The organism is Paraburkholderia sp. GAS33 (assembly GCF_050436645.1).
GTDB lineage: Bacteria > Pseudomonadota > Gammaproteobacteria > Burkholderiales > Burkholderiaceae > Paraburkholderia > Paraburkholderia phenazinium_B.
Genome location: NZ_JBNDMP010000002.1, coordinates 379,180 through 403,537, shown reverse-complemented (window position 1 = coordinate 403,537; position 24,358 = coordinate 379,180). Strand labels below are relative to the sequence as shown.

General features: G+C 58.3%; 20 protein-coding genes, 1 tRNA gene and 2 pseudogenes. 10 read left to right on the top strand and 13 right to left on the bottom strand.

Going from position 1 to position 24,358, the window contains the following annotated elements; genetic code table 11:
• The first annotated feature begins 116 nt into the window (after positions 1-116).
• Positions 117-791 carry a C40 family peptidase gene (locus P3T24_RS08190; RefSeq protein ID WP_429433672.1) on the top strand — a complete coding sequence of 225 codons (675 nt, stop codon included), beginning with the start codon at positions 117-119 and terminating at the stop codon, positions 789-791.
• 141 nt (positions 792-932) lie between these two features.
• Here P3T24_RS08190 and P3T24_RS08185 read toward each other — a convergent pair whose 3' ends face one another.
• Complete coding sequence (locus tag P3T24_RS08185) at positions 933-1,907, bottom strand: patatin-like phospholipase family protein (RefSeq protein WP_429433670.1); 975 nt, start codon at positions 1,905-1,907, stop codon at positions 933-935.
• Between the two features lie 389 nt (positions 1,908-2,296).
• Here P3T24_RS08185 and gltX point away from each other — a divergent pair, with 389 nt between their 5' ends.
• From gltX to P3T24_RS08160, 5 genes and pseudogenes are all read left to right on the top strand, one after another.
• On the top strand, positions 2,297-3,706 hold the full coding sequence (gene gltX / locus P3T24_RS08180) for a glutamate--tRNA ligase (RefSeq protein WP_429433667.1): 1,410 nt from the start codon (positions 2,297-2,299) through the stop codon (positions 3,704-3,706).
• A 110-nt stretch (positions 3,707-3,816) separates the two neighbouring features.
• Positions 3,817-3,892, top strand: a tRNA-Ala gene (locus P3T24_RS08175).
• Positions 3,893-4,039: 147 nt separating this feature from the next.
• Positions 4,040-5,374, top strand: coding sequence for a tyrosine-type recombinase/integrase (locus tag P3T24_RS08170; protein WP_429433665.1), 1,335 nt, complete (start codon positions 4,040-4,042; stop codon positions 5,372-5,374).
• Positions 5,375-6,716: 1,342 nt separating this feature from the next.
• Positions 6,717-7,584 (top strand): annotated as a pseudogene (locus tag P3T24_RS08165) (SDR family oxidoreductase).
• Positions 7,585-7,728: 144 nt separating this feature from the next.
• On the top strand, positions 7,729-9,003 hold the full coding sequence (locus P3T24_RS08160) for an NRAMP family divalent metal transporter (protein ID WP_429433662.1): 1,275 nt from the start codon (positions 7,729-7,731) through the stop codon (positions 9,001-9,003).
• 174 nt (positions 9,004-9,177) lie between these two features.
• On the opposite strand, the gene P3T24_RS08155 is transcribed toward P3T24_RS08160, so the two are convergent.
• From P3T24_RS08155 to P3T24_RS08115, 9 genes and pseudogenes are all read right to left on the bottom strand, one after another.
• Positions 9,178-9,462, bottom strand: coding sequence for a CsbD family protein (locus P3T24_RS08155; protein ID WP_429433659.1), 285 nt, complete (start codon positions 9,460-9,462; stop codon positions 9,178-9,180).
• A 485-nt stretch (positions 9,463-9,947) separates the two neighbouring features.
• Positions 9,948-10,757, bottom strand: a complete 810-nt coding sequence (locus P3T24_RS08150; RefSeq protein ID WP_429433657.1) for an exodeoxyribonuclease III — start codon at positions 10,755-10,757, stop codon at positions 9,948-9,950.
• 191 nt (positions 10,758-10,948) lie between these two features.
• Positions 10,949-11,224, bottom strand: a complete 276-nt coding sequence (locus tag P3T24_RS08145) for a hypothetical protein (protein ID WP_429433655.1) — start codon at positions 11,222-11,224, stop codon at positions 10,949-10,951.
• 54 nt (positions 11,225-11,278) lie between these two features.
• A complete protein-coding gene (locus P3T24_RS08140; RefSeq protein ID WP_429433653.1) occupies positions 11,279-11,812 on the bottom strand; it encodes a hemerythrin domain-containing protein in 534 nt (177 codons plus the stop codon).
• 141 nt (positions 11,813-11,953) lie between these two features.
• A complete protein-coding gene (locus tag P3T24_RS08135) occupies positions 11,954-12,679 on the bottom strand; it encodes an HAD family hydrolase (protein WP_429433650.1) in 726 nt (241 codons plus the stop codon).
• Positions 12,680-13,251: 572 nt separating this feature from the next.
• On the bottom strand, positions 13,252-13,449 hold the full coding sequence (locus tag P3T24_RS08130) for a hypothetical protein (protein WP_429433647.1): 198 nt from the start codon (positions 13,447-13,449) through the stop codon (positions 13,252-13,254).
• A 287-nt stretch (positions 13,450-13,736) separates the two neighbouring features.
• A complete protein-coding gene (locus tag P3T24_RS08125) occupies positions 13,737-14,834 on the bottom strand; it encodes a porin (protein ID WP_429433645.1) in 1,098 nt (365 codons plus the stop codon).
• Positions 14,835-15,080: 246 nt separating this feature from the next.
• Positions 15,081-15,311, bottom strand: a pseudogene (locus P3T24_RS08120) (2Fe-2S iron-sulfur cluster-binding protein); the annotation flags it as partial.
• 697 nt (positions 15,312-16,008) lie between these two features.
• The gene (locus P3T24_RS08115; protein WP_429433642.1) at positions 16,009-17,457 is read right to left on the bottom strand and encodes an FAD binding domain-containing protein; all 1,449 of its coding nucleotides are present in this window, start codon (positions 17,455-17,457) and stop codon (positions 16,009-16,011) included.
• A gap of 103 nt (positions 17,458-17,560) precedes the next feature.
• Here P3T24_RS08115 and P3T24_RS08110 point away from each other — a divergent pair, with 103 nt between their 5' ends.
• Positions 17,561-18,205, top strand: coding sequence for a TetR/AcrR family transcriptional regulator (locus P3T24_RS08110; RefSeq protein WP_429433639.1), 645 nt, complete (start codon positions 17,561-17,563; stop codon positions 18,203-18,205).
• Positions 18,206-18,393: 188 nt separating this feature from the next.
• Here the strand turns inward: P3T24_RS08110 and P3T24_RS08105 are convergent, their stop codons facing one another.
• Complete coding sequence (locus P3T24_RS08105) at positions 18,394-19,041, bottom strand: TIGR00730 family Rossman fold protein (protein WP_429433638.1); 648 nt, start codon at positions 19,039-19,041, stop codon at positions 18,394-18,396.
• 795 nt (positions 19,042-19,836) lie between these two features.
• Complete coding sequence (locus P3T24_RS08100) at positions 19,837-20,784, bottom strand: LysR family transcriptional regulator (protein ID WP_429433636.1); 948 nt, start codon at positions 20,782-20,784, stop codon at positions 19,837-19,839.
• A 145-nt stretch (positions 20,785-20,929) separates the two neighbouring features.
• On the opposite strand from P3T24_RS08100, the gene P3T24_RS08095 reads away from it, so the two are divergent.
• The gene (locus P3T24_RS08095) at positions 20,930-22,438 is read left to right on the top strand and encodes a hypothetical protein (RefSeq protein WP_429433634.1); all 1,509 of its coding nucleotides are present in this window, start codon (positions 20,930-20,932) and stop codon (positions 22,436-22,438) included.
• Positions 22,435-22,842 carry a Rieske (2Fe-2S) protein gene (locus P3T24_RS08090; RefSeq protein ID WP_429433631.1) on the top strand — a complete coding sequence of 136 codons (408 nt, stop codon included), beginning with the start codon at positions 22,435-22,437 and terminating at the stop codon, positions 22,840-22,842. The genes P3T24_RS08095 and P3T24_RS08090 overlap by 4 nt, the downstream gene beginning before the upstream one ends.
• Here the strand turns inward: P3T24_RS08090 and P3T24_RS08085 are convergent.
• Entirely contained in the window at positions 22,797-23,063 is a 267-nt protein-coding gene (locus P3T24_RS08085; RefSeq protein ID WP_429433628.1) for a hypothetical protein, read from the bottom strand. The genes P3T24_RS08090 and P3T24_RS08085 overlap by 46 nt on opposite strands.
• On the opposite strand from P3T24_RS08085, the gene P3T24_RS08080 reads away from it, so the two are divergent.
• Entirely contained in the window at positions 23,062-24,018 is a 957-nt protein-coding gene (locus tag P3T24_RS08080) for a PDR/VanB family oxidoreductase (RefSeq protein ID WP_429433625.1), read from the top strand. The two genes, P3T24_RS08085 and P3T24_RS08080, sit on opposite strands and share 2 nt — an antisense overlap.
• Positions 24,019-24,358: the final 340 nt, after the last annotated feature.

Genomic DNA, 24,358 nt, shown 5'->3' with positions numbered 1-24,358 from the left:
TCGATTGTATTTTTCTATTTGTTTTGACACACGAATACTTACTGGCTAGTATCGACCAAACTTTTTTCCGTATGCTACTGATTCTCCACTGATTTTTAGGCAATAACTACCGACCAATGCAGCACCGAAACTTAACCCAGGCTTGCACGCGCGTCGTCGCCGGGATGTTCATTGGCGTACTGATGGCAGCAGCTCCCGGCGCTTTCGCCGACGAAGTAAGCAGTTTCAATCAGAATGCCTCATTTTTGACCCAGGATGGGTCGACTCCGCTGTCCGCTCCCACTTCGCAAAATTCCAGCGCAAGCACCGACACCGGCAGCAGCGCGCGGTCGTTTTTGTCCGGCATGGCAGGCAAAGCGGGTGATGTGGTGGTCGGCGCGCTCAATATGATTGGCGTGCGTTACCGTTGGGGTGGCGATACGCCGGACTCCGGCCTCGATTGCAGCGGTTTTGTGCGTTACGTGTTCCAGGATACGCTGGGCATGGCCCTGCCGCGCCGCGCTGAGGAAATGAGCCGGGTTGGCGAAAAGGTCAGCATGAGCAACCTGAAGCCGGGCGATCTGGTGTTTTTCAATACGATGCGCCGCACGTTCTCGCACGTTGGCATCTACATCGGCGACAACAAGTTTGTGCATTCGCCGTCTACCGGTAGCACTATCCGCGTCGACGATCTGGATGACGGCTACTGGGAAAAGCGCTTCACTGGTGCACGCCGGGTCGAAACGTCCTATCAGGGCTCGCAGGATCTGAAGCAGCGTGTCAATGCTGCGATCGGCGGCGGGAATAACTGACGCCTCGCACCAAAAAAGATCCACTGTTAAAAAAGCCTGCTTCTTGCGAAGCAGGCTTTTTTTATTTTGTTCGTCGGAAACGGCGAAAAGGGTGCAAAACGTACAAACGGCACCTTCGGCGGGCGCCCGGGTGGAACCCGGTTATACCGCGACGCGGCTCGCTGCAAGCTTACGTTGCAACTCCGGCATGATCTTCGCGGCGGCTTCCTCGCCGGCCAGAATGGCCGCGTTGCGCTGCGAGAAGTCGCTCCCGCTCATGGCCGCGAGATTCGGGCGGATCACGACATCCGCGTACTTGTCGAGCTCGTAGGCCTTGATGGTCTGTCCCATGATCGTGAAGGTCTGCAGCAGCACGTCGAACGAGCTGGTCGTGAGGCCCGCTTCAGGGCGCTGCGAGATGTCCACGGCAATCACGAAGTCCGCGCCCATCTTGCGGGCGAACGACGCGGGCACCGGGCTCACCAGACCGCCGTCGACGTACTCATGGCCGCCGATCGTCACCGGCTCGAAGATCGACGGCACGCTGCACGAGGCGCGCACGGCGATGCCCGTGTTGCCGCGCTGGAACAGGATCGGCTGGCCGCTGTTCAGATCGGTGGCGACCACGCCGAGCGGCTTGGCCATCTTTTCGATCGGACGGTTGTTCAGCGTCGTATTCAGGTAATTCTGCAACGCCACGCCCTGCAGGAAGCCGCGCGTGCGAAACGGCATGGCCCAGTCGCTGATCGAGGCTTCATCCATGGTCAGCGCGAGCTTGTTGAGCGCAAAGCCGTTCATGCCGGAGGCATAGAGCGCGCCCACCACCGAGCCGGCACTGGTGCCCGCCACCAGATCCACCTGAATGTTGCGCGCCTCGAGCGCCTTGATCACGCCGATATGCGCGAACCCGCGCGCCGCGCCGCCGCCCAGGGCCAGGCCGACGCGAATGGGCCGCTGCGGTCGGGCGAGCGGCGGGACGACGGATGGCGTGGCCGGCGGATTGGTCGACGCGGTATTGAGCGGCGGCTGCGAGGCGGTCTCCGGCCGGCTGCCGGCCGTCGTACAGGCGGTCAGGACAGCGGACGCCGCGGCAATCGAGAAGCTGCGGCGGGTAAGGCGTGGGGTGGACTGTGTCAACGATTTCTCCAGCAACGGCGCCGGTCCCGCAGAGGGTTCCAGAGCGGCCGCGTTTCAAGCGAACAGGATCGCCCGTGGCGTTCTTTTTACGGCGCCGCAATCGAGGCGAATCACGGCGCGCGCACATCATAAATCAAAGCCTGATGACGGCGCGTTACGCGTGAAAAAACGTTACAGATGCGTCGACAGGACTCGCGCAAACCTCTGTCACGACGCCGCGCTTCGCGCGCACCAGGGCTGGGAACAGGCCGTCGGAAGGTATAATTCGGCTCTTGCATTTTTCATCCGCCTCCGTGCGCGGCGACTGTTGCCGCATGGACGCGTTCCGCTGCCGCGCCTGCTGGTGTTTCACTGCCGCGCGCCGGCGCCTGCCTTCCGAGTAACCGCTTATGACCACCTCCGTTCGCACCCGCTTCGCACCGAGCCCCACTGGCTACATCCATCTCGGCAACATCCGTTCTGCGCTGTATCCGTGGGCGTTCGCGCGCAAAACGAAGGGCGCTTTCGTGTTGCGGGTCGAGGACACCGATGTGGAGCGTTCCACTGAAGCGTCCGTCGATGCCATCCTCGAAGGCATGGAGTGGCTCGGCCTCGATTACGACGAAGGCCCGTTCTACCAGATGCAGCGCATGGACCGCTATCGCGAAGTGGTCAAGCAGATGGTCGAGCAGGGGCTGGCTTACCCGTGCTACATGTCGACCGAAGAACTCGACGCATTGCGCGAGCGTCAGCGTGCGGCCGGCGAAAAGCCGCGCTACGACGGCACGTGGCGCCCGGAACCCGGCAAGGTGCTGCCGACGCCGCCGGCGGGCGTACAGCCCGTGATGCGCTTTCGCAATCCGCTCACGGGCGTCGTGGCCTGGGACGACGCGGTGAAAGGCCCTATCGAGATCTCTAACGAAGAGCTCGACGATCTCGTGATTGCACGTCCGGACGGCACGCCGACCTACAACTTCTGCGTGGTGGTGGACGACCTCGACATGCGTATCACTCACGTGATTCGTGGCGACGATCACGTCAACAACACGCCGCGCCAGATCAACATCCTGCGCGCGCTGGGGGGCGAGCCGCCGGTCTACGCGCACTTGCCGACCGTGCTGAACGAGCAGGGCGAAAAGATGAGCAAGCGTCATGGCGCGATGAGCGTGATGGGCTATCGCGATGCCGGTTTTCTGCCGGAAGCCGTGCTGAATTACCTCGCGCGACTGGGCTGGTCGCACGGCGATGCGGAGATTTTTTCGCGCGAACAGTTCGTCGAATGGTTCGACCTCGAGCACCTCGGCAAGTCGCCGGCTCAGTACGATCACGACAAGCTCAAGTGGCTCAACGCGCACTACATCAAGGAAGCAGACAACGCACGTCTGGCTGAACTGACGCGACCGTTCTTCGCGGAGCTGGGCATCGAGGAAGCAACGATTGCTCAAGGCGCGGACCTCGTCGCCGTCGTGGGCCTGCTGAAGGATCGCGCTACGACGGTCAAGGAGATCGCGGAGAACGCCGCGATGTTCTATCGCACGCCTGCGCCCGAAGCGGAAGCGCTCGCACAGCATGTGACCGATGCCGTGCGGCCGGCCATCGCCGAACTCGCGGTTGCGTTGAAGAGCGCGGAGTGGACCAAGGAGAGCATCTCGGCCACATTCAAGGCCACGCTCGGCGCCCACAAGCTGAAGATGCCGCAGCTTGCCATGCCGGTGCGTCTGCTCGTGGCAGGTACGACGCACACACCATCTATCGATGCGGTGTTGATGTTGTTTGGCCGCGATGTGGTGGTGAGCCGCCTCGAAAAAGCGCCAGCCTGAGCGGCGTGAGAGGGATTGCATGCGACTCCTGAAAAAAGTCGCATGGAATCACTCAGAGGGTATTTACAAAGCGAGGTTTGCTCTCTAAAATCTCGTTTCTGTTCTGCAAGGGGGGTATAGCTCAGCTGGGAGAGCGCTTGCATGGCATGCAAGAGGTCAGCGGTTCGATCCCGCTTACCTCCACCATCAAATCAGATTTGATGTGCCGCAGACAGCCACTGAAGTCCGAAAAGCCCTGAGAAATCAGGGCTTTGTCGTTTCTGCTCGTCCTATCTTTTCCGCCCGATTCCGGGCTGTTCCAGCGTTTGCGTGTACCCGCCGGTGTACCCCAAAATGGGTTTGCCGCCATTCTCGATTTTGGGGTACACCGCCATGGGCTTGCTCACCGATCGTCAGATCCAGTCTGCTTCTCATCGTCCCACCGAATATTTTCTATCTGACGGGGACGGGTTGTATCTGCGCGTGCGTCCGACACGTAAGGTATGGGTGTACCGCTACAAGCAGGGCGGTCGGGAGATCAAGCTCGGCTTAGGCCGTTATCCGGTGGTTTCGCTCGCCGTCGCGCGCCAGAAGGCGCGATCGCTGGCGGAGAAGCGAGCAAGCGGTATCGATCCAAAGCAGGATCGGCGGGCCATACAGGAGCGGGAGCGCGTCGAGCGGCTGAACACGTGCCAGTTGGTCGCGCTTGCTTGGCACGCGCAGGCAAAGAAGGACAGGGCGTGGTCTGACGACTATGCGGATAAGGTCCTGCGGGCGCTCGAATTGCACGTGTTTCCGTGGCTCGGGCGTCACCCCATGCCGTCAGTCGTGCAGACCGAGGTCGTGCGATGCCTGCATCGGATCAGGGATCGCGGCCATCTGGAGACCGCGCAGCGTATCAGGGGGTATGTCCGGGAGGTATACCAGTACGCCGCGGATACCGGTGTGCTTGAGTCGGCGCAGAATTTTATGACGAGCAGCACGGGTGGCCTCCCTGCACCCCGTGAGCGCAGCTATGCGGCGATCACCGACCCGGAACGATTGGGTCAGCTGATACGCGATATTCGCGGATATAAGGGCAATATCATTACGCGTGCCGCGCTGCAACTTGCTCCAATCGTCTTCCAGCGACCCGGTCAGCTACGTTTCGCCCATTGGGAGGACATGGCTCTCGATGCGGGTATTTGGACCTGTCCGCCCGAGAAAATGAAAATTCGCGAGTGGAGAAAGCAAGACAGTCGGACGCCACCGCACCTCGTGCCTTTGCCGCGTCAGGCAGTAGAAATTTTGCGAGATATCTTTCCGCTTACTGGGCCGATCGGACCGGTTTTTCGCAACATGGCCAGGCGGTCAGAGGGCTCGCGATACATGAGCGAGAATACAATCAACAGCGCACTACGCACGCTTGGCTATGACACCCAGGAGGACATCACGGGGCACGGATTCCGGGCGACAGCCCGGACACTGATTCGTGAATATCTTGGTTGGGATCCGGACGTCATTGAGCGGCACCTTGCGCACGGTTCCGATGAGGAACTGGGAGACAGTTACGACAGGGCGACCCTTCTAGAGCAACGGCGCCATATGGTTCAGGCATGGGCGGACCTGCTCGATGCTCTGGCCGGAGGTAAGGTTGCTGTGCCGGTCAGGAAGTTCGGCAAGATGCAGGCTGATTTCATCACGGAGTAGGTTCGTACTGTTCAGTTTTAGACACTGTGATCCCAGTACGATAAGGGTTATGAGGCTACTTCTTGATTGAGAGACCGCCCTAGCTACCATCTACCTACATATTTGGGGGGGACCTATGGCATATCTTGGAACGAGCCGGTTTATCGTATTGATCGCATCCCGAGGCTGCAAGTTGTCGCATCATGGAGGGGCGCTATTTCCTGCATGGGGTGCAGGTGGTCGGAGGTTCAAATCCTCTCGCCCCGACCAACGGATATAAGGCTCTCACGGCTTCGGCTTTGAGGGCCTTTTTCATCTTAGGCCGATTTTGCCCCCACGTTTGCCCCCACACGACAGCCGGCTCTCGCGGGAACGGAGCAGAATTCTCGGCGGGGGGAGGGGGCGGTTCGCGCACATTCATCGAGAGAGTTAGGGGCAAGTCTGGTCGCTCGTAAACCAGTGTGTGCGTACGCCACAGGCAGCCAGTTATAGCGGTTGCGTGCTGTCATTTCTGACGGTGCCCGAGAGAGGCTATTAGCCTAGCGAATACGGATCGATCGGAGGAGAAGAATCTCATTCGATTAGGAGTCCGGTACTGTGACTAAAAAATCGTTGCCGGATCTCTCCTCGGTCTAGACTGCGGACGTCGGACAGTCATTTCTAATGAGACGGTGAGCGCTGAGATAAACAGTCGTGATCGGACCAGTTGATATCAACTGTTGGAGGCATGATTAGTGCCTTTCTTCACGCGAGTCCGCTCGATTCCGTACTGCGGACTCATAATCCGCCTCCGAAAGGACACCGTGGGTTCGACTCCCACCCGGCCCACCAAAGAAATCAAAGAGCTACGTACTTGCTCGGCCATCGTCTTTTTTAAGGGTTCAACAAAGGGTCAACGGAGTTTTTTTGCCAAGACTTCGCGTGCGCAGCACATCCGCTGTGAACTCGGGGGGAGCGTCGAGGTCTTCGAGCATTGCTCAGATTGGCCTTGAAGAGCCGGAATCATAGACGGCCTCGCAGGCCGTTCGTTGTGTTTGCATCGATCTCGGAAATACCGTCATCAAACTGGTTCAGGTACAGGTACTGACAGAGCAACTGAGCCCTCCGGCTCGATTGCCGAGCCGGTCGATCCGTGCGCGAACGGTTTGCCGACCTCGCCGGAGACTCCCGCGCCAAACCGTTCTGGCTGCCATTTCGGGGAAGGCTGTTACGGCTGTCGCACCTGCGAGGCTGCGGCGAATCCTTTTATGCCTGTTCTCACCGTGCCGGTTACATGGGCAGGACCGCCTCTTGCTGTATGGGCGTAACGATGCAACGCGCGATCTTACGGCGGGTTGCGATGTTAAGCTCCACGGAGACCCTTATGCCCCAGGTCCAATACCCCGCTCCACCTTTTCCAGCGCAGCAGCAAAGAAGCGACCCCGGCCATACCGCCCCGATGGAACCCAGTCCGGATCACGGCGAAGAGTCCTACAAGGAATCGGGGCGACTGGCAGGCAAGGCGGCCATCGTGACGGGCGGCGATAGCGGGATTGGCCGCGCTTTGGCAATCGCCTTCGCCGGCGAGGGCGCAGATGTACTCATCGGCTATCTGGACGAAGACGACGATGCCCGCGAAACAGCACGCTGGATCGAAAAGGCCGGTCGGCGCGCCCCGTTAGCGCGTGGCGACGTGACCGACGCGCAGCATTGCGATGCCATCGTGCAGCAGGCGGTCGACGCCTTCGGCAAGCTCGACGTGCTGGTCAACAATGCTGCTCACCAGTCGACCCATGCGTCGCTCGATGAGATTACGGACGAAGAGTGGCATCGTACCGTCGACACCAACATCGGCGCCATGTCCAGGATCACACGCGCTGCGGTGCGGCACATGAAACCCGGCGCCTCGATCGTCAATACCGCCTCGATTAACGCCGACCACCGAATCCCGCCTTGCTCGTCTATGCAACGACCAAAGGCGCGATCCAGAACTTCACCGGAGGGCTTGCGCAACTGCTCGCCGAAAAGGGGTATCCGCAGCAAACTGCGTCGCGCCAGGCCAGATCTGGACGCCGTTGATTCCTGCGACGATGCCGCCGGAGAAGGTCGAGAAGTTTGGCGAGCAAGTGCCGATGAAGGGTCCCGGACAACCTGCCGAGCTCGCACCAGCTTATGTGATGCTCGCTTCGGATGAAGCCAGCTATATCTCTGGCGCGACGATCGCTGTGACCGGTGGCACGCCCATTCTCTAGGCTTTTCGAAATCGGGTTGTGCAGTTACATCTTGAGGAAGTGGCCTTATCAGTCACTTCCAGCAGCCCGATTCAGACAGCGGATCGGCGAATCCCTTGCCGACCGCATATTGGGACACGAATGTCGACCCGCGCCCGGAGCAAGATGGACCATAACGAGACCCCTGCTCACTCCTGGGCGGCAAATCTGGGACCCGGCCTCGTCTCCGCGGCCACCGACAACGATCCCAGTGGCATCGTCACCTACTCGCTTGCCGGCGCGCAGTTCGGCTATGCCATGGTTTGGACCTGCGTCCTGTCCTATCCGTCGATGGTGGCCTTTCAGCTCGTGGCGGCGCGAATCGCGGCATCGACGGGTAAGGGCCTCACGGCGAACATGCGCGAGCACTATTCGCCCTTGTGGTTCTATCTGGCTGTCATCCGTTTTCTGATCGCCAATACTTTTAACATTGCGGCCGACGTCGTCGCGATGGGCGTTGCGGCGCAATTCCTGTGGCATGGACCGCTCGCGGTGTTTGCGGCCGTCTTCGGAATCGCGTCGATGGCGCTTCAGTGGTTCGTGCCATACGCACGCTATGCCCAATTGCTCAAATGGCTCACTGCAACACTCTTCGCCTACGTGGGCGTCACTATTGTGCTGCACCTGTCTTGGCGGGCGGTCGCTTTTCATGGGTTTGTGCCACAGATCTCGTGGACGGCGGATTACTTCACAATGCTGCTCGCGGTGTTCGGCACGACCATCAGTCCGTATCTGCTGTATTCCCAGGCTGAGCAGCAAGTGGAGGAGCTACGAAATGACGGTGACAAGCGCCCCGCCGATCGAGGCGATCACGGCGCCCCGCTCGAGCGCCATTTGGCCAGGGTGCGCAGCGATACGCTGATCAGGACCGCGTTATCGAATTCGGTGGGAATCTTCATCATGTGCGCTGCCGCAGCTACGCTTTATTCGATGCGACTCGCACTTCACGACGCGGGCGATACCGCTCGCGTGATCGAACCATTGACGCACGCTTTTGCTGGTCCTGTGCTGGGGCTTGCATTCATTGGAACCGCACTTCTCGCGTTGCCGCCGCTCGCAGGTTCGGCTGCCCATGCCGCGGCGAGTGCCTTCGAGCAACGCGGCGACACCCGCAACCAGGTCATCGCGCTGGCGCTGATCGTTGTCATGGCTTTGGGCGTCGCAATCGGCGTGTCGCTGTCCCTGATGCGGATCGAGCCTGTCCGTGTGCTTTATTGGGCCGCGGTATTAAACGGTTCGACGGCGACACCTGTCATGGTTTTGCTGGTCCTGCTGAGTACGAAACGCTCGGCGGTCGGGGACCTCAGCGCCCACTGGACACTACGCGGCTTATGCTGGCTCGCTACGTTGTGCATGGGCGCAGCTCTCGTTGCGCGCTTCGCTTGCGAATGGCTTTCCTGAGTGCGCACACCGGTGTGAATGCCTTCGGACCGGCGCCGAGAAGTTCGGCTGGGCTCAACGCACTCCCGGCGTCGGCTCGATGAAGCGCGACGACGGAGTCATACTTGGATGGGGCCAGGCGCGTGCAATTGGCCCGCCGTGCGCCTTTCTCTGCGAGACGAGACGCGGTCACGCTTAATCCAGCTCCCTCCGGTATTCTGGTTGTCGGCGACCTGTCGCGTGCAACGTACCCAGGATGAAACCCACCCCCGCGGCAATGGCGAGTGCCGAAAACGGGCGCTCGACCATCGACTCGCGCAAGATTGCCGCGAAGTCCGAATATAGTTGCTGCGCTTTGCCTGTCAATTCCTTCGCCTTCTCGGCAGTTTGCGCTGTCGCGTCGCCCAGCAGATCCACGGTGGCCTCCTTCACACTCTCGGCCTCCTCCTGTAGCGTTTTCTCGCCGTTTGTCGTTTCCATTGCCTGCTCCTCAGATTGGCGCGGGGGTGCCCCCGCGACACACTTCATCGGTATCACCAACGGCGAGTTGCGATTCGTTCCGCGTTGCTCCCAGCCGCAGGAATCGCTTAAAGAACGCGCAAGGGTTGGGCCCGATCGACGCGCGTTCTCGTCGGCGATCCTGACCGTCGGACAATGAGATGCGGAGACGGCCGCCCACACGACCGCGCACAACGCCAGATCGGCTTGAGCAGAACGATGCTGGGCGTTGGCTTCCAGCACGTGAAGAAGAATTGATCGCGCGAGCACATCCTTCCGGCAAATGCGCGCCGGACGGGAAACAAGATTCAGCGCACGAGGGGAAGGGATGCCGGATCAGCACGTCATTGAAGCAATCTATGAGTCGGCGTGTTCGGGCCGCGTTGTGAAGGCCGACTAGCGTTGTCGCGATTTCGTAGTGCCGCGGAGCGCCCGCCCGCACTGCGAAGTCTGGACACGTTTCGCGGTCAACGTGCGGGCCGCATTGTCCGCTTTGGCGGAGAGAGTTCGATCCAGGTGGGCGCATGATCGCTAGCGTTGGGCAGGTCTCTGACCCATGTATCGACGCCCGCGTCGCGCAGGCGTGGCAGGACGACGTCGCTCAGTAGAAGATGATCAATGCGCAGACCAAATTCTGTTCCCCGGCGTCGCCGCAGATAGTCCCAGTAGGTGTAGATCCGCTGGTCTGGATAGATGTGGCGCAGGGCATCCGTCCACCCCAATTTTAGAAGCTCGCTAAAGCATTCACGGCTCTGTGGTTGAAGGAGGGCATTGTCAACCCACGAACGCGGATTGTAGATATCTGCATCCGTCGGAACAACGTTGTAGTCGCCGGCGAGAATGACCGGGTGACCGCTGTCAGCGAGCAATTGCGCGTATTCGATCAGCCGCCTGAACCAGGCGAGCTTGTAGTCAAATTTGGGGCCCGGCTGCGGATTGCCGTTTGGTAGATACAGGCAACCGACCAGCAAGCCGGACACCGCCGCCTCGATGTAACGGCTCTGTCTGTCCGCGCTATCTCCTGGCAAGCCGCGGCGGCTTTCGATTGGCTCAATATCTCTCGCAAGAATGGCTACGCCGTTCCACGCGCTTTGACCGAGCCACACAGCGGCGTATCCGGCGTCGTTGATTGCAGCAACCGGGAACGCAGCGTCAGTGGCCTTGAGTTCCTGCAGGCAGACGATGTCTGGCGCCGCTTTCCGCAACCATGTGAGAAGCGCGGGCAGCCGGGACCGAATCCCGTTGATGTTAAAGGTCGCTAGTCTAAGATTTGGCACATTGCGCGCTTCTGTTGTTCCGGTCGGTCCGCAGGCGCCGGTCAGTACCCAATTGGGGGCGTGCCAGCGTTGCCGGGTTCAAGATCCGGCTCGGAAACCGCTTCCAGATCTTCTCCGAACCACGGCACATTTTGCCTACGCTCAGCCACATAGGCATTCCACCCGCTTTGATGGCCGCTGAACAGGTCATGCTAAACAAGGCTGGCCCACAGATGACGGTTAAGACGCTCATCCAGAAGCGCCTTGGGCCACAGGAAGAATGCGCTGGTCGCATTCCTCGCGAATTCAAGAGGCGTCATCTCGGCATCGACCAGACGCAGAATCGGGAACCCTATCAGTGAGTCTTCGTGACCCACTGCATCGCCCACTGTGTTAAACCTGTCCGCGCACTTCATGATGCATGCTATTGCCTCCAGTACATCGCCGAGGTGCAGGAGAAGTGCACGTCTTTCGAGACTGTCTTCCACGTGCAATCCTTGGGATCCTGTCAAGCCGCGCCAATCCCGGTAAATGTTTCGCGTCTAAAGCGAGCCGGTTTTGTCACCCACCGACCTGCTTCCCAGCGCATCGAGCTTACCTTGCAACTCCGCCTTGCGTCTCGCCATCTTTTCCCCCAGCACGCGCAAATCGCACTTTGACTTGCGCAATTCTGGAAAAAGCTCTTCCTCTTCTTCCTCGACATGATGCCCAACCATTTCGCTTATGACCTTAAAAGTGGCATCGAATCCTTTCTCCCCGGCCTTCAGGGTCTCGAATTTTGCGATCAGGGTCTTGACGAGAAAGTGCTCGATGTAAGCTTCGTCTACGTCGACCTTGTCGCTATCTGGTAACGCTTTCTCCGCAGCCGGATACAGCAGTTCTTCCTCGATAATTGTATGAATGGACAGTTCTTCGCAGGCCCGCTGAGCAAGCGCCGCCTTCCGTTCGAGGTCATCGTCGGTAGACTTCCTGAACGCAGTGAACAGCTCCTCAACAGCGCGATGCTCCGCTTCGAGAAATGCCAACGCGTCGTGGAATGTGGATCCTGCCTTTGCCTCGCCCGTTCTGGTTTCCATGATGATCTGCTCCGCTACGTGGCTGAAATTCCTATGCGATACACGAACGCCCGGTGCCTGCCACAGTGGCGGCGGCAACAGCATTGCGCAAGCATCGTGCCGTGCCCGGCAAGTGTCCCACCATCGCTAATGTCACCGGCTTCACGTTGCGAGCGGTGACGCATCGAAGCAGGCGAGCAGTGCACCCGGGCCCGGATACACTACGGCACAGTCGGCGCCCCCAAGGCTTGCTTCGGTGAATCCACCGCACAGCATGCCAATGGTTCGCATACCGATCTTTCCTGCCGCCTGCGCATCGTAAGGGCTATCGCCTATCGCCACTGCCTCCGTCGCCGGAATCCCGAGTTTCTCTAACGCGACTCTGAATATGTCGGGTGCCGGCTTTGACTTTTCAGCGTCTGCAGACGACGTACACTCATCAACCAGGTTCCCGATTCCCGCGATTTCCAGATAGATATCAAGTTCGTCCTGTTTGGCTGACGATGCCACTGCCACCCTGAGACCGGCATCACGCACTCGCCGAAGTAGCTGCGGCACAGCCGAGAACGCACGAACCATCGGCAGGTATTTGGATTTGAACCGCTCGCCGCGCCATTTCTCCAGCGCGTCTCCATGGTCCTCCTGCTGTTCAGCACTGAGGAAAACCGGCAAAAGCTGGTCGCCACCCTTTCCAATCTGGCTACGTGCCTCTTCGAACGCCACGTCATGCCCGAACTCCGCGAACGCTTCCTGCCAGGCACTCGCATGCAGGTCGACTGAGTCCACTAACGTTCCGTCGATATCAAAAACAGCGGCCCGGTTCATAGCAGAGTCTCCTTTGAAGTAAAACGCGCGCCGCCGGTCAGTGACGGCTGCGAGATTGTTCATGCTGTCTGCGCCGGCTGTGACAGCTCGTCTCCGGTGTCCCATGCGCCCGGGCGAGTCGCTGACCGGCGGCTCTCAAGGTCGCGCCGAAACCCGCAGGCGCCCGCGAATCCAGACGTGAGCTTGTTACTACCCGTACATTGGCACCCCACGCAATAGTCGCTTCTACGGCTCGGAGCGCGTCAACCAGCGCCACATCCTCGTTCGACTCAAGTGACCTGAAACCACCCACCGCCTGGTACGCCCTGGCGGACACGCCCACGTTTTCCCCCGTGAACATTGCGGGTGGGAATGATGACGGCAAGCATGCTTTTGTTTCTCCTCTTCTCAGGGGTTGTCGGCCGGTCCTGGTGGCGTGTTCCGCTGCGGCGACGACTGGGCGTTGCAGCCGCAACCGGCGCATAGCTATTGCAACGTGCATTCAGGACTGCATGGCGGTCTTCATTCCCGGGATGTTCCCGTCACTACGGATCGCTTTGGACATGAATGCCTTTCGCGCGAAAACGCGTTACACGGCTTTATGGCGGATGCGCATGAAGCGGGCCTGCGCCCGAGCCTCCCTGCATTTGCGGGACTCATACACGTGAATGAGAAAACTTGGGGAGGAATGGAAAGTGCTCGCGTGTGATGCGGTTTTTTTCTCCCGGGTTGCCAAGGTAGACAAATGCGACACCGGGGACGTCGGCTCCCCAAGCGCCTGATGCACCAATCGCTGCTGACAGCACAAGTGCTAAACGGGCGACTCTTGGCGCGTTCAACCATGTTTTCTTCATCGTGATTCTCCTGTCCTGTACGGTGTTTCTATGTTGTCGTGAAATATCTTGAGGAAAATGGGTCGACCACAAGCATGGGATTAATCCTCTCCCCGGCGTGGTGCTGCACATCACAGTGATTGACAGTTGCTCGAGGCGAGGGCGCTGGATATGCCCGATCTTCCATCCATGTTTGCAAATTAGATTCATCCGGTCCCTGGATCGAAGATGGCCTCCCGTTGTCAGTCGGCGCGGATACCCGAGCGCACGGATTCGAGAAGCCGATTGCAGAAGTCGTTCTGTGAGATTCAGAACTTCGTGCGGATACCCACGCCGTAGGTCTGGCCCGAGGTCTGGCTGGTGAAGTGATCGTACATATAAGCCGCGTAGACATCGGTGCGCTTGGACAGCGGATAGTCGTAGCCGATTGCAGCCGTCTGACGAGTCTGGTCCAGACCGCTGCCGTCGCGCGAGTACGCGAACGACGCCATGATCGAGCCGGGGCCCGCTGGAACCGTCACGCCGCCTTGTGCGGTGTTCACGTGCCAGCTGCCGATGTCCTGTGCGTTGTACGTGTACATGTACTGGCCGAAGAACTTGACGTACTTCAGGTCGTAGGACAGGCCCAACTGAGCGACGCTCTGGCTCTTCATGCTCGCGAGCCCCACGCTTTGTGCGAGGCTGGTCAGATCGCCAGGGGCGTCGTTGAAGTTCACGTACTGATAAACGCCGGTTGCCGCGAACGCGCCGTGGAAGTACAGGAACTGGGCGCTCCACTTCTTCGCGCCGTTCTCACCCGCCGTATTGCCCAGGGCATACATGACGTTGGCGCTGAGGCCATTGAAGTTCGGTGACGAATATTCCACCGCGTTGGCCCAGTCCGAACCGCCGACCACGCCCATGTCGGTGTTGTAGGTCGGGAAGGTGCCGAGGCCGAGGTACGTATGCCACATCATCGGCGAGAACTCGTACGAGTCGTCGAACGGATTGAACAGGATCGACGAGACGAATAGCGACGTCGTCAGATATCCGGCCGTTACCGTGCCGTACGGCGATTCGATACCGACATACGCGTTACGCGAAAAGAACGTGTCGCCCTTGAAGGCGCCGTACTCGCCGTTCTGTGCCATAAAGAAGCCTTCCAAAGTGAAGATCGCCTTGTAGCCGTTACCCAGATCCTCTGCTCCCTTCAAGCCCCAGTAAGAGGCGGACATGCCACCGCCCGACACCTCAGCTGCACCCTTGCCGTCCGGGAATTTCTGATCGCCGACCCATTCGTCGACCTGACCATAGAGTTGCACGCTTGATTGCGCGTGCGCTGAATTTGTGACCAACAACCCGCATATGCTAGCGAGAGCTGTGAATCTGACCGCGGCTTTTAGCGTACGGTGGACGAGAGGCTTCATGGATACTCCAGTAATTTTTTTGAAAAAACATAACTGTGGCCGGCGAGGGACGTCACCTCGTCGCGCCGTTATTTGAGTAGCTTCTGGGGGTGGGCCGCAGAAGGAGTGCCCATCATCAAGGTCCAATTTCATCGACGAAAATAAGCCCGTTTATTCCCGGTATAGCAATTTCCATATAGTTAGTATTCCTGATTAAAAACCTGATGGCCGCCACAAATACGGACGAAGCACCGCTCTATGCAAATTTCAAAGCCATTCGGTAAACAAAACATCCCGAGCGCGCTGAGCTCCGCGGATGATCGAAGCGTAGCCGGTGCAGCGACAGATATTGCCCTCCATCGGGGCCTTGATCGATTCGTCGTCGGGCCGTTGACGGCTCATGAACAGAGCGGTCAACGCGATTGCAAAACCCGGGGCGCAACAGCCGCACTGGAATGACACTTCGTCGACGAGTGTCCTTCGGACCATACTGTGATCGCTGAGTCCCTCAGCCCTTGAGGGGACACGACATGCCTACCTTCGAGTTGCCGCGCCATCATTAGACATCCATTCAATGCCTAGCCATCCACCAACACCACACAACTGCCGCAGCGACCGACGCTACCCCCGAATTTGCTGCCTGTGAGAGCACACGTGCTTCGCAAGATTTCGGCGAGGCGCATATCCAGCTGGGCCACGATCAGCGAACTCTCCGTTGAGTACGAACCGAACAGTTTTAATCATCGGGGCCTTTAAATGATGTCCACAAAGCTGGATGCGCATGGTTCCGGGGTAGGTTCAGACCTAGCCAGCGTGGCCAGCACGTGCTCGGGGCGTATCGGAAGCCCGGTCGGCTACCAGCCGATTGCATTGGCGACGGCAGCTGTGATCGCCGGCGTCACGGCACCGATACCAATTTCGCCTACACCACGAGGTCCGCAGGAGTCGCCTTCGTGAAGGTCCTCACGCGCAAACACACGTGAAGTTAGCGGTGCGTCGGCGATACTGGGCAACATGTAGCTGTCAAGGTTCCGTGTGATGACCTCACCGGCCTCTATCAACGTCTTTTTCGGTCAGCGTGAGCCGTGTTATCCGCCAGCAATCATCGTCAGCGAACCGTCCACCTGCGGTACCGCAAGTCCACCTTCGGTCCTCACGAACGCATGGATTTATCGCGACATCGCATACTCGTCTTCTACGATAGGGATGCAGGCCGTTGCAACGCGCTCAATGTCGGCGCGCTCAAAGCGCGCGTCGTGCCGAAGGTTGCCGCCATCGTGGACCTTGGCCGAATCGGCTTTGAGTGCGCTCCCGGCTCGTCGACGATCGCAGCGACTGCGTCTCCGATGTGTCGGACCTTATCACTGCACATGGCCGGCTGATTCGGAAGCAGAATGCCAAATGCGTTCAGACCACGAATGTCTTTAGACGTGGCGACGGCTACCACGCGCGGCAACTGCTCCGCATCGAATGTATCGATCGAGACGATCCGCGCATGCGGCACCTCAGCCCGCAATATTCGACCGACGTGCATGTCGCCATGAGCGGTGTCTGTCATGTATTGAAGCGTGCCAGCCACTTTCTCCGCAATGTCTGGACGACTATGACGGCGCTCTTTAAACGTATCGTACGATGCGCGCTGCAAAATGGAGCGAGCGGCTCGATCCTGCTTGATCGTTTTGCCTGCCGCACCGGCATACCGGTCGGCAACGCTAGCGGCTGTGTCAGACGCATATGCGTTACGCCGCTCCGGACATAGGCGATTGACATTGAGCTTTGAAACCGACGTCGTATGGGTTGTGAAGGTCACCCGTGGCGGGGTTGCCGAAGCCCTGAGCGAGGCTTCCAATTCCGCAACAAGTGCACCAGCGCCAGCCGCTTTTCGATAGGCGTTGGTGTGAAATCCATCCGTTGGCGCATCGGTTTCACTCTCTAACCGCGTCCTAACCGCATACATATCAAGACCTTCGAGCGGTATTCCCGGTAAACTCGCCGAAGCTGACACCAACAAACAAGGTCGCACAATGCCACCACCCACCGCAAATCTCGCTTCGGTGATCACACCGGTGCCGCCAACACTGAGTAGCGCCGCGACGCCGATCTCGCTGGGCGTAAACGCCGTTCGCAATCCAATCTTGCGATGCGCGTAAAAGGTACCGCGCTCACTCGGCATCAGGCTCACACTGATCAGGATTCCACGTGCACGAATGTCTTTTGCCAACCAGCCTTCGAGTTCCGAATCGCGCGATTCGCCGTCCACGAAATAACATACCAACGCGCCTATTGCCAGCAAACAGCCCGTTAACGATCCGATGGTTCCACCCAACGTGCCGAGCCGCCGAACAGCGGGCGCAGCGATTCTGCGGATCGTTCCAGCGAGGGCGACGTGTGTCGCGAGTGCCCGGCGACGCTGTACGATGTTGCTTAATGTAAATGCGGCGCCGAGCCGTATAGCGTTTTCGCAATCCCGGACGCATACTTTCAGCGCATCGATCCGTGCCATGGATACGAGGGCGGCAGGCACTGGGACGCCGCGGCGCCACAGGAATTGCACTGAGGTACAACCGCCAACGCATACCGTGCCGTCGACCGTGCGAAGCATGTCTTCGGCTTCGGCAAGCGACTCAGGACGGTAAACGTTCATGGGAACATCCCCTTCAAAGTGAACAACAGGTCGATTGAGGAATCTTAGATACGATACGAAGCGTAGTCAAAATGTCAAAAATCTTTTTAGAGACGAGCAACGCATGACGGTAAAGACCGAAGAAGCCTTGGATACGATGAGACGCCCGGGCCGGCCTCGAAGCCAGGACATCAGTACGGCGGTTCTACGTGTTGCGTTGAATCTGGCCTACGATCACGGGATCGAAGCGGCAACCATCGAGCGAATCGCGCAGCAGAGCGGCGTCGCTAAAACCACCATCTATCGTCGCTGGCCTAGTGCAGGCGCGGTCGTGATGGATGCCTTCATGGGCGATATCGCACCGGAAATTCCGTATCGTGAGGAGAAAACGATTGCCCTCACGTTCCAGCGGGCGGTTCAACAACTCATCAAGGCATTGGATGGGCAACGAGGCACACTGCTGCGGCAGCTACTGGCCGCGGCCCAGGTCGACGGTGCGCTACGGCAGGTATTTCTGGAGAAATGGGTCTTGCCTCGCCGAGCGCAGGCGCGCGAGGTCATCGCGCGTGCGCAAGAACGTGGCGAATTTAAGAAACCCGTAGACGTGGACGTGTTGATCGACGTGATCTTCGGAGCCGTCTATTACAGGTTATTGATGCCGTATGCGGGCCTCAATAGAGAGTTTGCCGGCAGACTCGCACGACAGGTCTTTGCGGGTGTGTCGCTTGATGACGAGCCAGCCCCAGCGTCCGCGCGCGCGCGGAAATGAGCACAGAACGCCCGGTCGTTCACCTGGGCGTGATCGATCAGCGAGGGGGGAATACAAGCAACCACTGCTCAGGCAGCGGTCGTATTATCTTGTCCCGCTTACGCAAGACACAGGATGTAAACAAACAACAATAGATGAAAACGGATCCTGATTGAGTTTGGAACCTAGGCGGCACCGTGGACGGCGGGCTAAAGCTTTTCGATAATCGCCGGTTCGCTCTCGGCCGCAACTCTGGCGAGAACAGCCGCATCCAGAATTGCTGGAACAACATCCTTCACCTGTTCAGCAACAATTGGTTGAAGCAATTTGGCGCTATGGATGAATCCGGTATCGCGCAGGTGATCGAGAAGCGCAATTAGGGGATTCCAGAAACCATTTATGTTGACGAGAACAATCGGCTTGCGATGGCGGCCAAGTTGACCCCAAGTCATAACTTCTACGATCTCCTCGACCGTTCCGATACCGCCTGGGAGTGCAACAAAAGCATCCGAGCGATCAAACATTTGACGCTTCCGCTCGTGCATCGTGTCAGTGATCGTCAAGTCTTCAAACATAGTTAGTGATGCATGGTTTGCCTCGCGATTTATCAGGAAGCTTGGGATAATCGCACCAACGTCACCTCCTGCATCGAGCGTCCCATGCGCTACCGCGCCCATCAGGCCGGTCGTTCCGCCGCCATAGATCAGTTTAAGGTTCGCCCCCGCCAACGCCCGCCCCAACTCGCGACTTGCTCCCATGAAGGTGGAATCAGCACCGGGCGAAGACCCACAGTAAACACAGACCGCTCGAATGACGCTGCTGTCATCCATCTGCGAATTAAGTTCATTGTCTGCCATGTTCTTTTCCGATCGCGATTCCACCGATTGGAGTGGCGGCTGCCGGAGGATCGGACATTGCTGGCACCCCCACGTCAAACCCGACACCCGCGTAATTTCGACAACAGCGGCAAGGCCCGGATGAACCGGGCCATGCAACGTCCTTAAGGTTTAAATGAGAGCAGAACTGTGCCTGCCGACTCGACACTCCGTACAATTTCCCCCCAAACTACAATACGATACGTTGCGTTGTCAATTAGGTGAGTCTAGATGAGAACATCGAAGGTCGCTACTCCTCTGAGGAGGAAGATTCGATTGAATGACGGCGGGTAAGGGACGCGCGGGGCGGATCAGAAGCAACGCGACGACGGCTTCAGTTCAAGCTGCGGCACTGGACCTTGTTCGGGAGCTTGGCCCAAGCCGGGTCACAATTGACGGCATCGCAACTACATCTGGTGTCATCAAGACGACCATATACAGCCGCTGGCCGAATGCTGCGGCTGTAATTATGGACGCGTTCCTTGCGGGCATGTCAGCCCCATATTGCCTATCCACGGGATCAACGCTACGCGAAACCTTCCGGAACGTTCTTCGCGACTTCGCGCGCGCTCGCTTCGTCACATCGCGACCTTTCGCACCACCTGATTGGAGCGACGCAGTCGGACCCAGAACTCGCGCGAGCTCTGGGAGAAGTGGATTGGCCCGTGACGCGAAGAGGAACGCAATGTATTGAAAATGGCGAGCATGTCGCCTCAAGAAGAGGACGTCATAATCGATCTGCTCTTTGGCGCCTTCTACTATTGAGCTATGAGCTGATCACTCTATTGTTCCAGATCTCTTCCGAGGATGAGCCCCACGGTTACGCTGCATTTCCATGCTGGCTATTGCGTCTTTGAAGTATTCCTGAAGTTTTGATGCAATCGGTGGAAGTTTACGTCCGCTTTGTTCAATGAGTAGTAGACGTTCAGTCAGCTTTTCCACGAGTGGTCGAAAGATAAGCTCGTTATTACGGATCTCTCGTTCGATTCCGAGCCGGCTTTTGAACATGAGGCCGGACCCATCCCGCACTAACGCTTTCAACGTCTCTACTGAGTTACACATGATAAACGGTTCGAGGTCGAAGTTCTGTTGCGACAGAACGTCATTGACGACGGACGTGACTGAGATAGAGGTTGTAGAAAAACATATCGGATGGTGCGCGCAATCCACGACCCTGATCGATTTCTTCGAGGCCAATGGATGATCAGGGCGCATAACCACGCCTATCTCAAGTTCGGCCGAAGCGATGCGACGCACCCCGCGAGTTATCGGCGAATTAAACGCGACGCCAATATGGGCTTCGCCTGACGCAACCAGGGTTGGTATGGCAGCCGAGGGAGCAACGGTGATGGAAAAGGTAATGTTGGGATAACTCTTGCCGAATTCGGTGAGCACTGTTGAAAGTAGATCAATTGCCACCCCCTCAATGACCGCAATAGAGACCCGTCCGCGGCGCAGGCCTCGCAAATCCTCGATCTCGGATCTGGTGCGCTCCATATCCTGCAGTGTCCGCCGGATATGTTGAGCCAGTATCTCGCCGGCGGCCGTCAAGCGCAAACCAGATGCGTGACGTTCATAGATCGCTGTGCCGAGTTGTTCCTCTAGCAACAGTATCCGCCGGTCAATTGCGGAAGGGGTGACATGCAAGGACAACGCCGCTTTGCGGATCGAACCAGTGCGTGTGACTTCGTCAAGATATTTCAAGGCTCGGCTATGCAGGTGCATGGGGGCTCCTATCATGCAATGTAGCGTCCGGTCGGGATGAGTGTAGACAAAAAGTCGACACCCAAGACTAAAAATAGCGCTTTTAATCAACACCGCGACGGTCCAATATTGCCCTACCGAAGCTCATATATACAAGGATTTCAATATGGAATCGAATACGTTGATCCTGCGGGGGGCACACGTCATAGACCCCAAGCAAGGAATCGATGCCATTGCTGATGTGGTCGTCGCGAATCAGCGTATTGAATTCGTTGGTGACGCATCGCACGTTGACGGCGAAGTGCTGGATTTGACCGGCCATTACCTGTCACCTGGCTGGATCGATATTCACGTTCATACATATGGCACGCTTGGTTTTTCGGATCCCGACGCAATTGGTGTCTACCAGGGGGTTACCACCTTTGTGGATGCGGGAGGCGCAGGTATCGGTGTGCTCGACGAGTTCGAGGCAACCATGGATGGTCTCCATACGAGCCTGTACGCCGGTCCGTTCGTGCGTCCACTCGGGTTGATCGCGTTGAACTTCCTCGAGGGTGAGATCCGTAGCCTGGGAAATATTCCCCTGTCCGAATGGGTGGATTTCATGCAGCAGAAGCGCGGCATGGTCCGCTATCTCAAATGCAACGCGATGGGCAACTATGGACCAGGGTCGCTCAAGATCTCGAAGGGACTGGCGCAGGTTCTTGGCGTACCTCTCTACATGCACATTGGGGAGTTCCAGCAGCATAAGGTCGAAGAAACTCTGGCTATGGAGGCTTTCCGGATTGCAGAGCCGGGTGACATGATTACGCATGTCTATCACGGAAACATGGGAAAGGTCGTCGACGACCACGGCAAAGTCCTCGATCTTGTGCGTCGAGCGCAGGACCGGGGCGTCCTTTTCGATGTTGGTTTCGGTGGCTACAACTTTGCCTGGAAAGTGGCTGAGCAGGCGTTCAATCAGGGATTACTTCCGGACACCATCAGCTCGGATCTGCAGCAGTTCAACGTTGTCACCCCGGTTAAGTCTCTGGCGAACGTGATGACGGCAATGATGGTCCTGGGAATGGGCTTGTACAACGTGATCTCAAGAGTGACCGATCGAGCGGCGCGGGCTATCTCCTTGCAGGACGAGGCAGGTACTCTCGCTCCAGGTATGCCCGCGGATATCACAGTGTTCGACCTGGTCAAAGAGCCCCTTGTGGTAACCGACTGCATTCTGCAGAAACGCACAGCTTCCGCGTATCTGAGGCCTCTGATGGCGTTCAAAAAGGGGCTACGTTTCGACTGTGACATGGAACGAGCAAAGAAAGAGAGTAACTGGCTGGTTCAGTACTCTGACGAAAAGGTTCCACAAAGGGCGAAGTGGCTGACCGCTCCACAGAAACAATTTCTGAGTGATCTGGCCGAAGCGCTTGCTTCCGTGGAGTGGAGTATCACTCCAGAGGAAGAATTCGATTACGACAAAGCATTGGAGCTACAGCGAATCTTCCATTTCGTTAGGAAACGCCACGATTTGAAGCTCAAGGCCTGTTTGGATTCAGTCCACTTCAGCTTCACCGATCACCCATTCCCGATACAGGCTGGACTATTCATCATGTGTCAGGAGCGCGACTTCTTCTTCTCGCGTATTCGCGAAATCCTTGCCAACCAAGTTTCTGTGGAGATCCTGTGAACTGCGAGCAAGCGCATAGCACTGATGCTGACTGGGCTATAGCATCACCGGTACCAATTAACGACCTCAAGTTTCCGCTGCGCGTGAAGGTCGGCGATGAGACGATCGTGATTCACCAGACCAAGGCCGGCTTCCGGGCCGTGGATAAAGGTTGCCCACACCAGGGCGCTTCCTGGACGCAGGGGGATCTCATCATGAACGAATCCATGATCAAGTGTCCACTTCATGCCTTTACCTTCCGACTCTCCGATGGAAAGGGCGTGAACTGCCCTGGATTTCGGATCAAGGTTTTTGATGTAAGGGAAACCGACGGATTGCTCTATGTTCGAGTCCCGAAAAAGGTTGGCGTGATGGAGGCTCAGTCGATTTTACTTGCATCTTGCCACGAGAAATTGGCCTCGTGATCGATCTTTTTGCTTATTCCGATGAGCGCAGAGCGAACCACGTCGAGCGCACACGTGCCTGGTTTCATAACATCCGCCGCCTGCGTATTCGCTTTGAACATCGTACGGACAGTCACGAAGCGTTCCGCAAACTCGACTGTTGCTTGATCTGCCGGAGCATTTTTCAGCGAGCTCAACAGCCTTTTATAGAACCATCGCTTACTACTCGTTTCCTTTGCCATGAATGTTGTCGTCTCCCGTATTGAGGATGTCGCTAAAGACATCTGCGCGTTCGAATTCACGCCGCTCGACGGACAATCATTGCCCGGTTACGAAGCGGGCGCGCATATTGACATCTGTCTGCCGGCGGGCGTAGTCCGTCAGTACTCGCTGTGCGGCCGGCGAGAAGCCACTGGCGCCTATATGGTCGCGGTTCAGCTCGATGCCGCGTCGCGAGGCGGATCAATCGCGATGCATGCGCTAAGGGTCGGCGACGTGCTGCGCATTGAAGGTCCGCGCAATCACTTTCCGCTCGAGGCGGCCGCTACGGAGTCGATCCTGTTCGCCGGTGGTATCGGCATCACGCCGCTGCTCGCCATGGCCGAACATCTTGCCGCGCTGAACGCATCGTTCGAGCTTCACTATTTTGTGCGGGAGCGCTCTCGTGCCGCGTTTCTTGACCGGCTGGATTCGCCAGCGTTGCGCGAGCGTTCATTTATGCATGTCGACGCGGAGGCGGCAAGCCCGGCGCTCCATGCGGCGCTTGCGATGGGTGCGCCCGCGCCGGGAAAGCATCTATATGTCTGCGGTCCGGGCGGGTTCATGACCCATGTGCTGACTACCGCGCAGCACTCGGGATGGGACGACGCGCATCTTCACCGCGAATATTTCCATGCGCCGGCGCAAGCGTCCGACGCCGTTTCGCCGCACGACGCGTTCAATGTGCGGCTCGCGAAAAGTGGTCGTGTCATTCCGGTCAGCGCGTCCCAGACGGTCATCGAGGCACTTGCCGCGCATGGGGTCCACGTCGAAACGTCGTGCGAGCAGGGCGTTTGCGGTACCTGCCTGACACGCGTGCTCGAGGGCGAACCCGATCACCGCGACGTGTACCTCACGGAAGCGGAGCGGGCAGGAAACGATCAGTTTCTGCCGTGTTGTTCGCGCTCACGAACGCCGGAGTTGGTGCTCGACCTGTAAGCGGCTACGCGCTTCAGCACGCGGGAGATGTCGCCTTGCTCAATTTTCCAGCGTCTCCTCTCGCCGGCCAACGCCTGATGAAGCGCCGTTCGCTGTCGCTCGCCTCACGCCCGCCGCAGAAGCAAACGTAGGCCTGCAGGGGTGAATATTAGCTATCAAGTTTCAGACTTTCATAAATCGAAGCCCGTTTTCCACGCTAAGCGAATCGCCTTCGATATCCCGGCAGGCTCGTAGCAAAACGTCCGCTAACGCTCGGGCGCCCTCTCGTTCCGGCCTTTTCGCGCAACGCAGCTATGTGTCGCGTTCCGAGGCCAAGCGGACGTTCGAACGGCCACTTGTC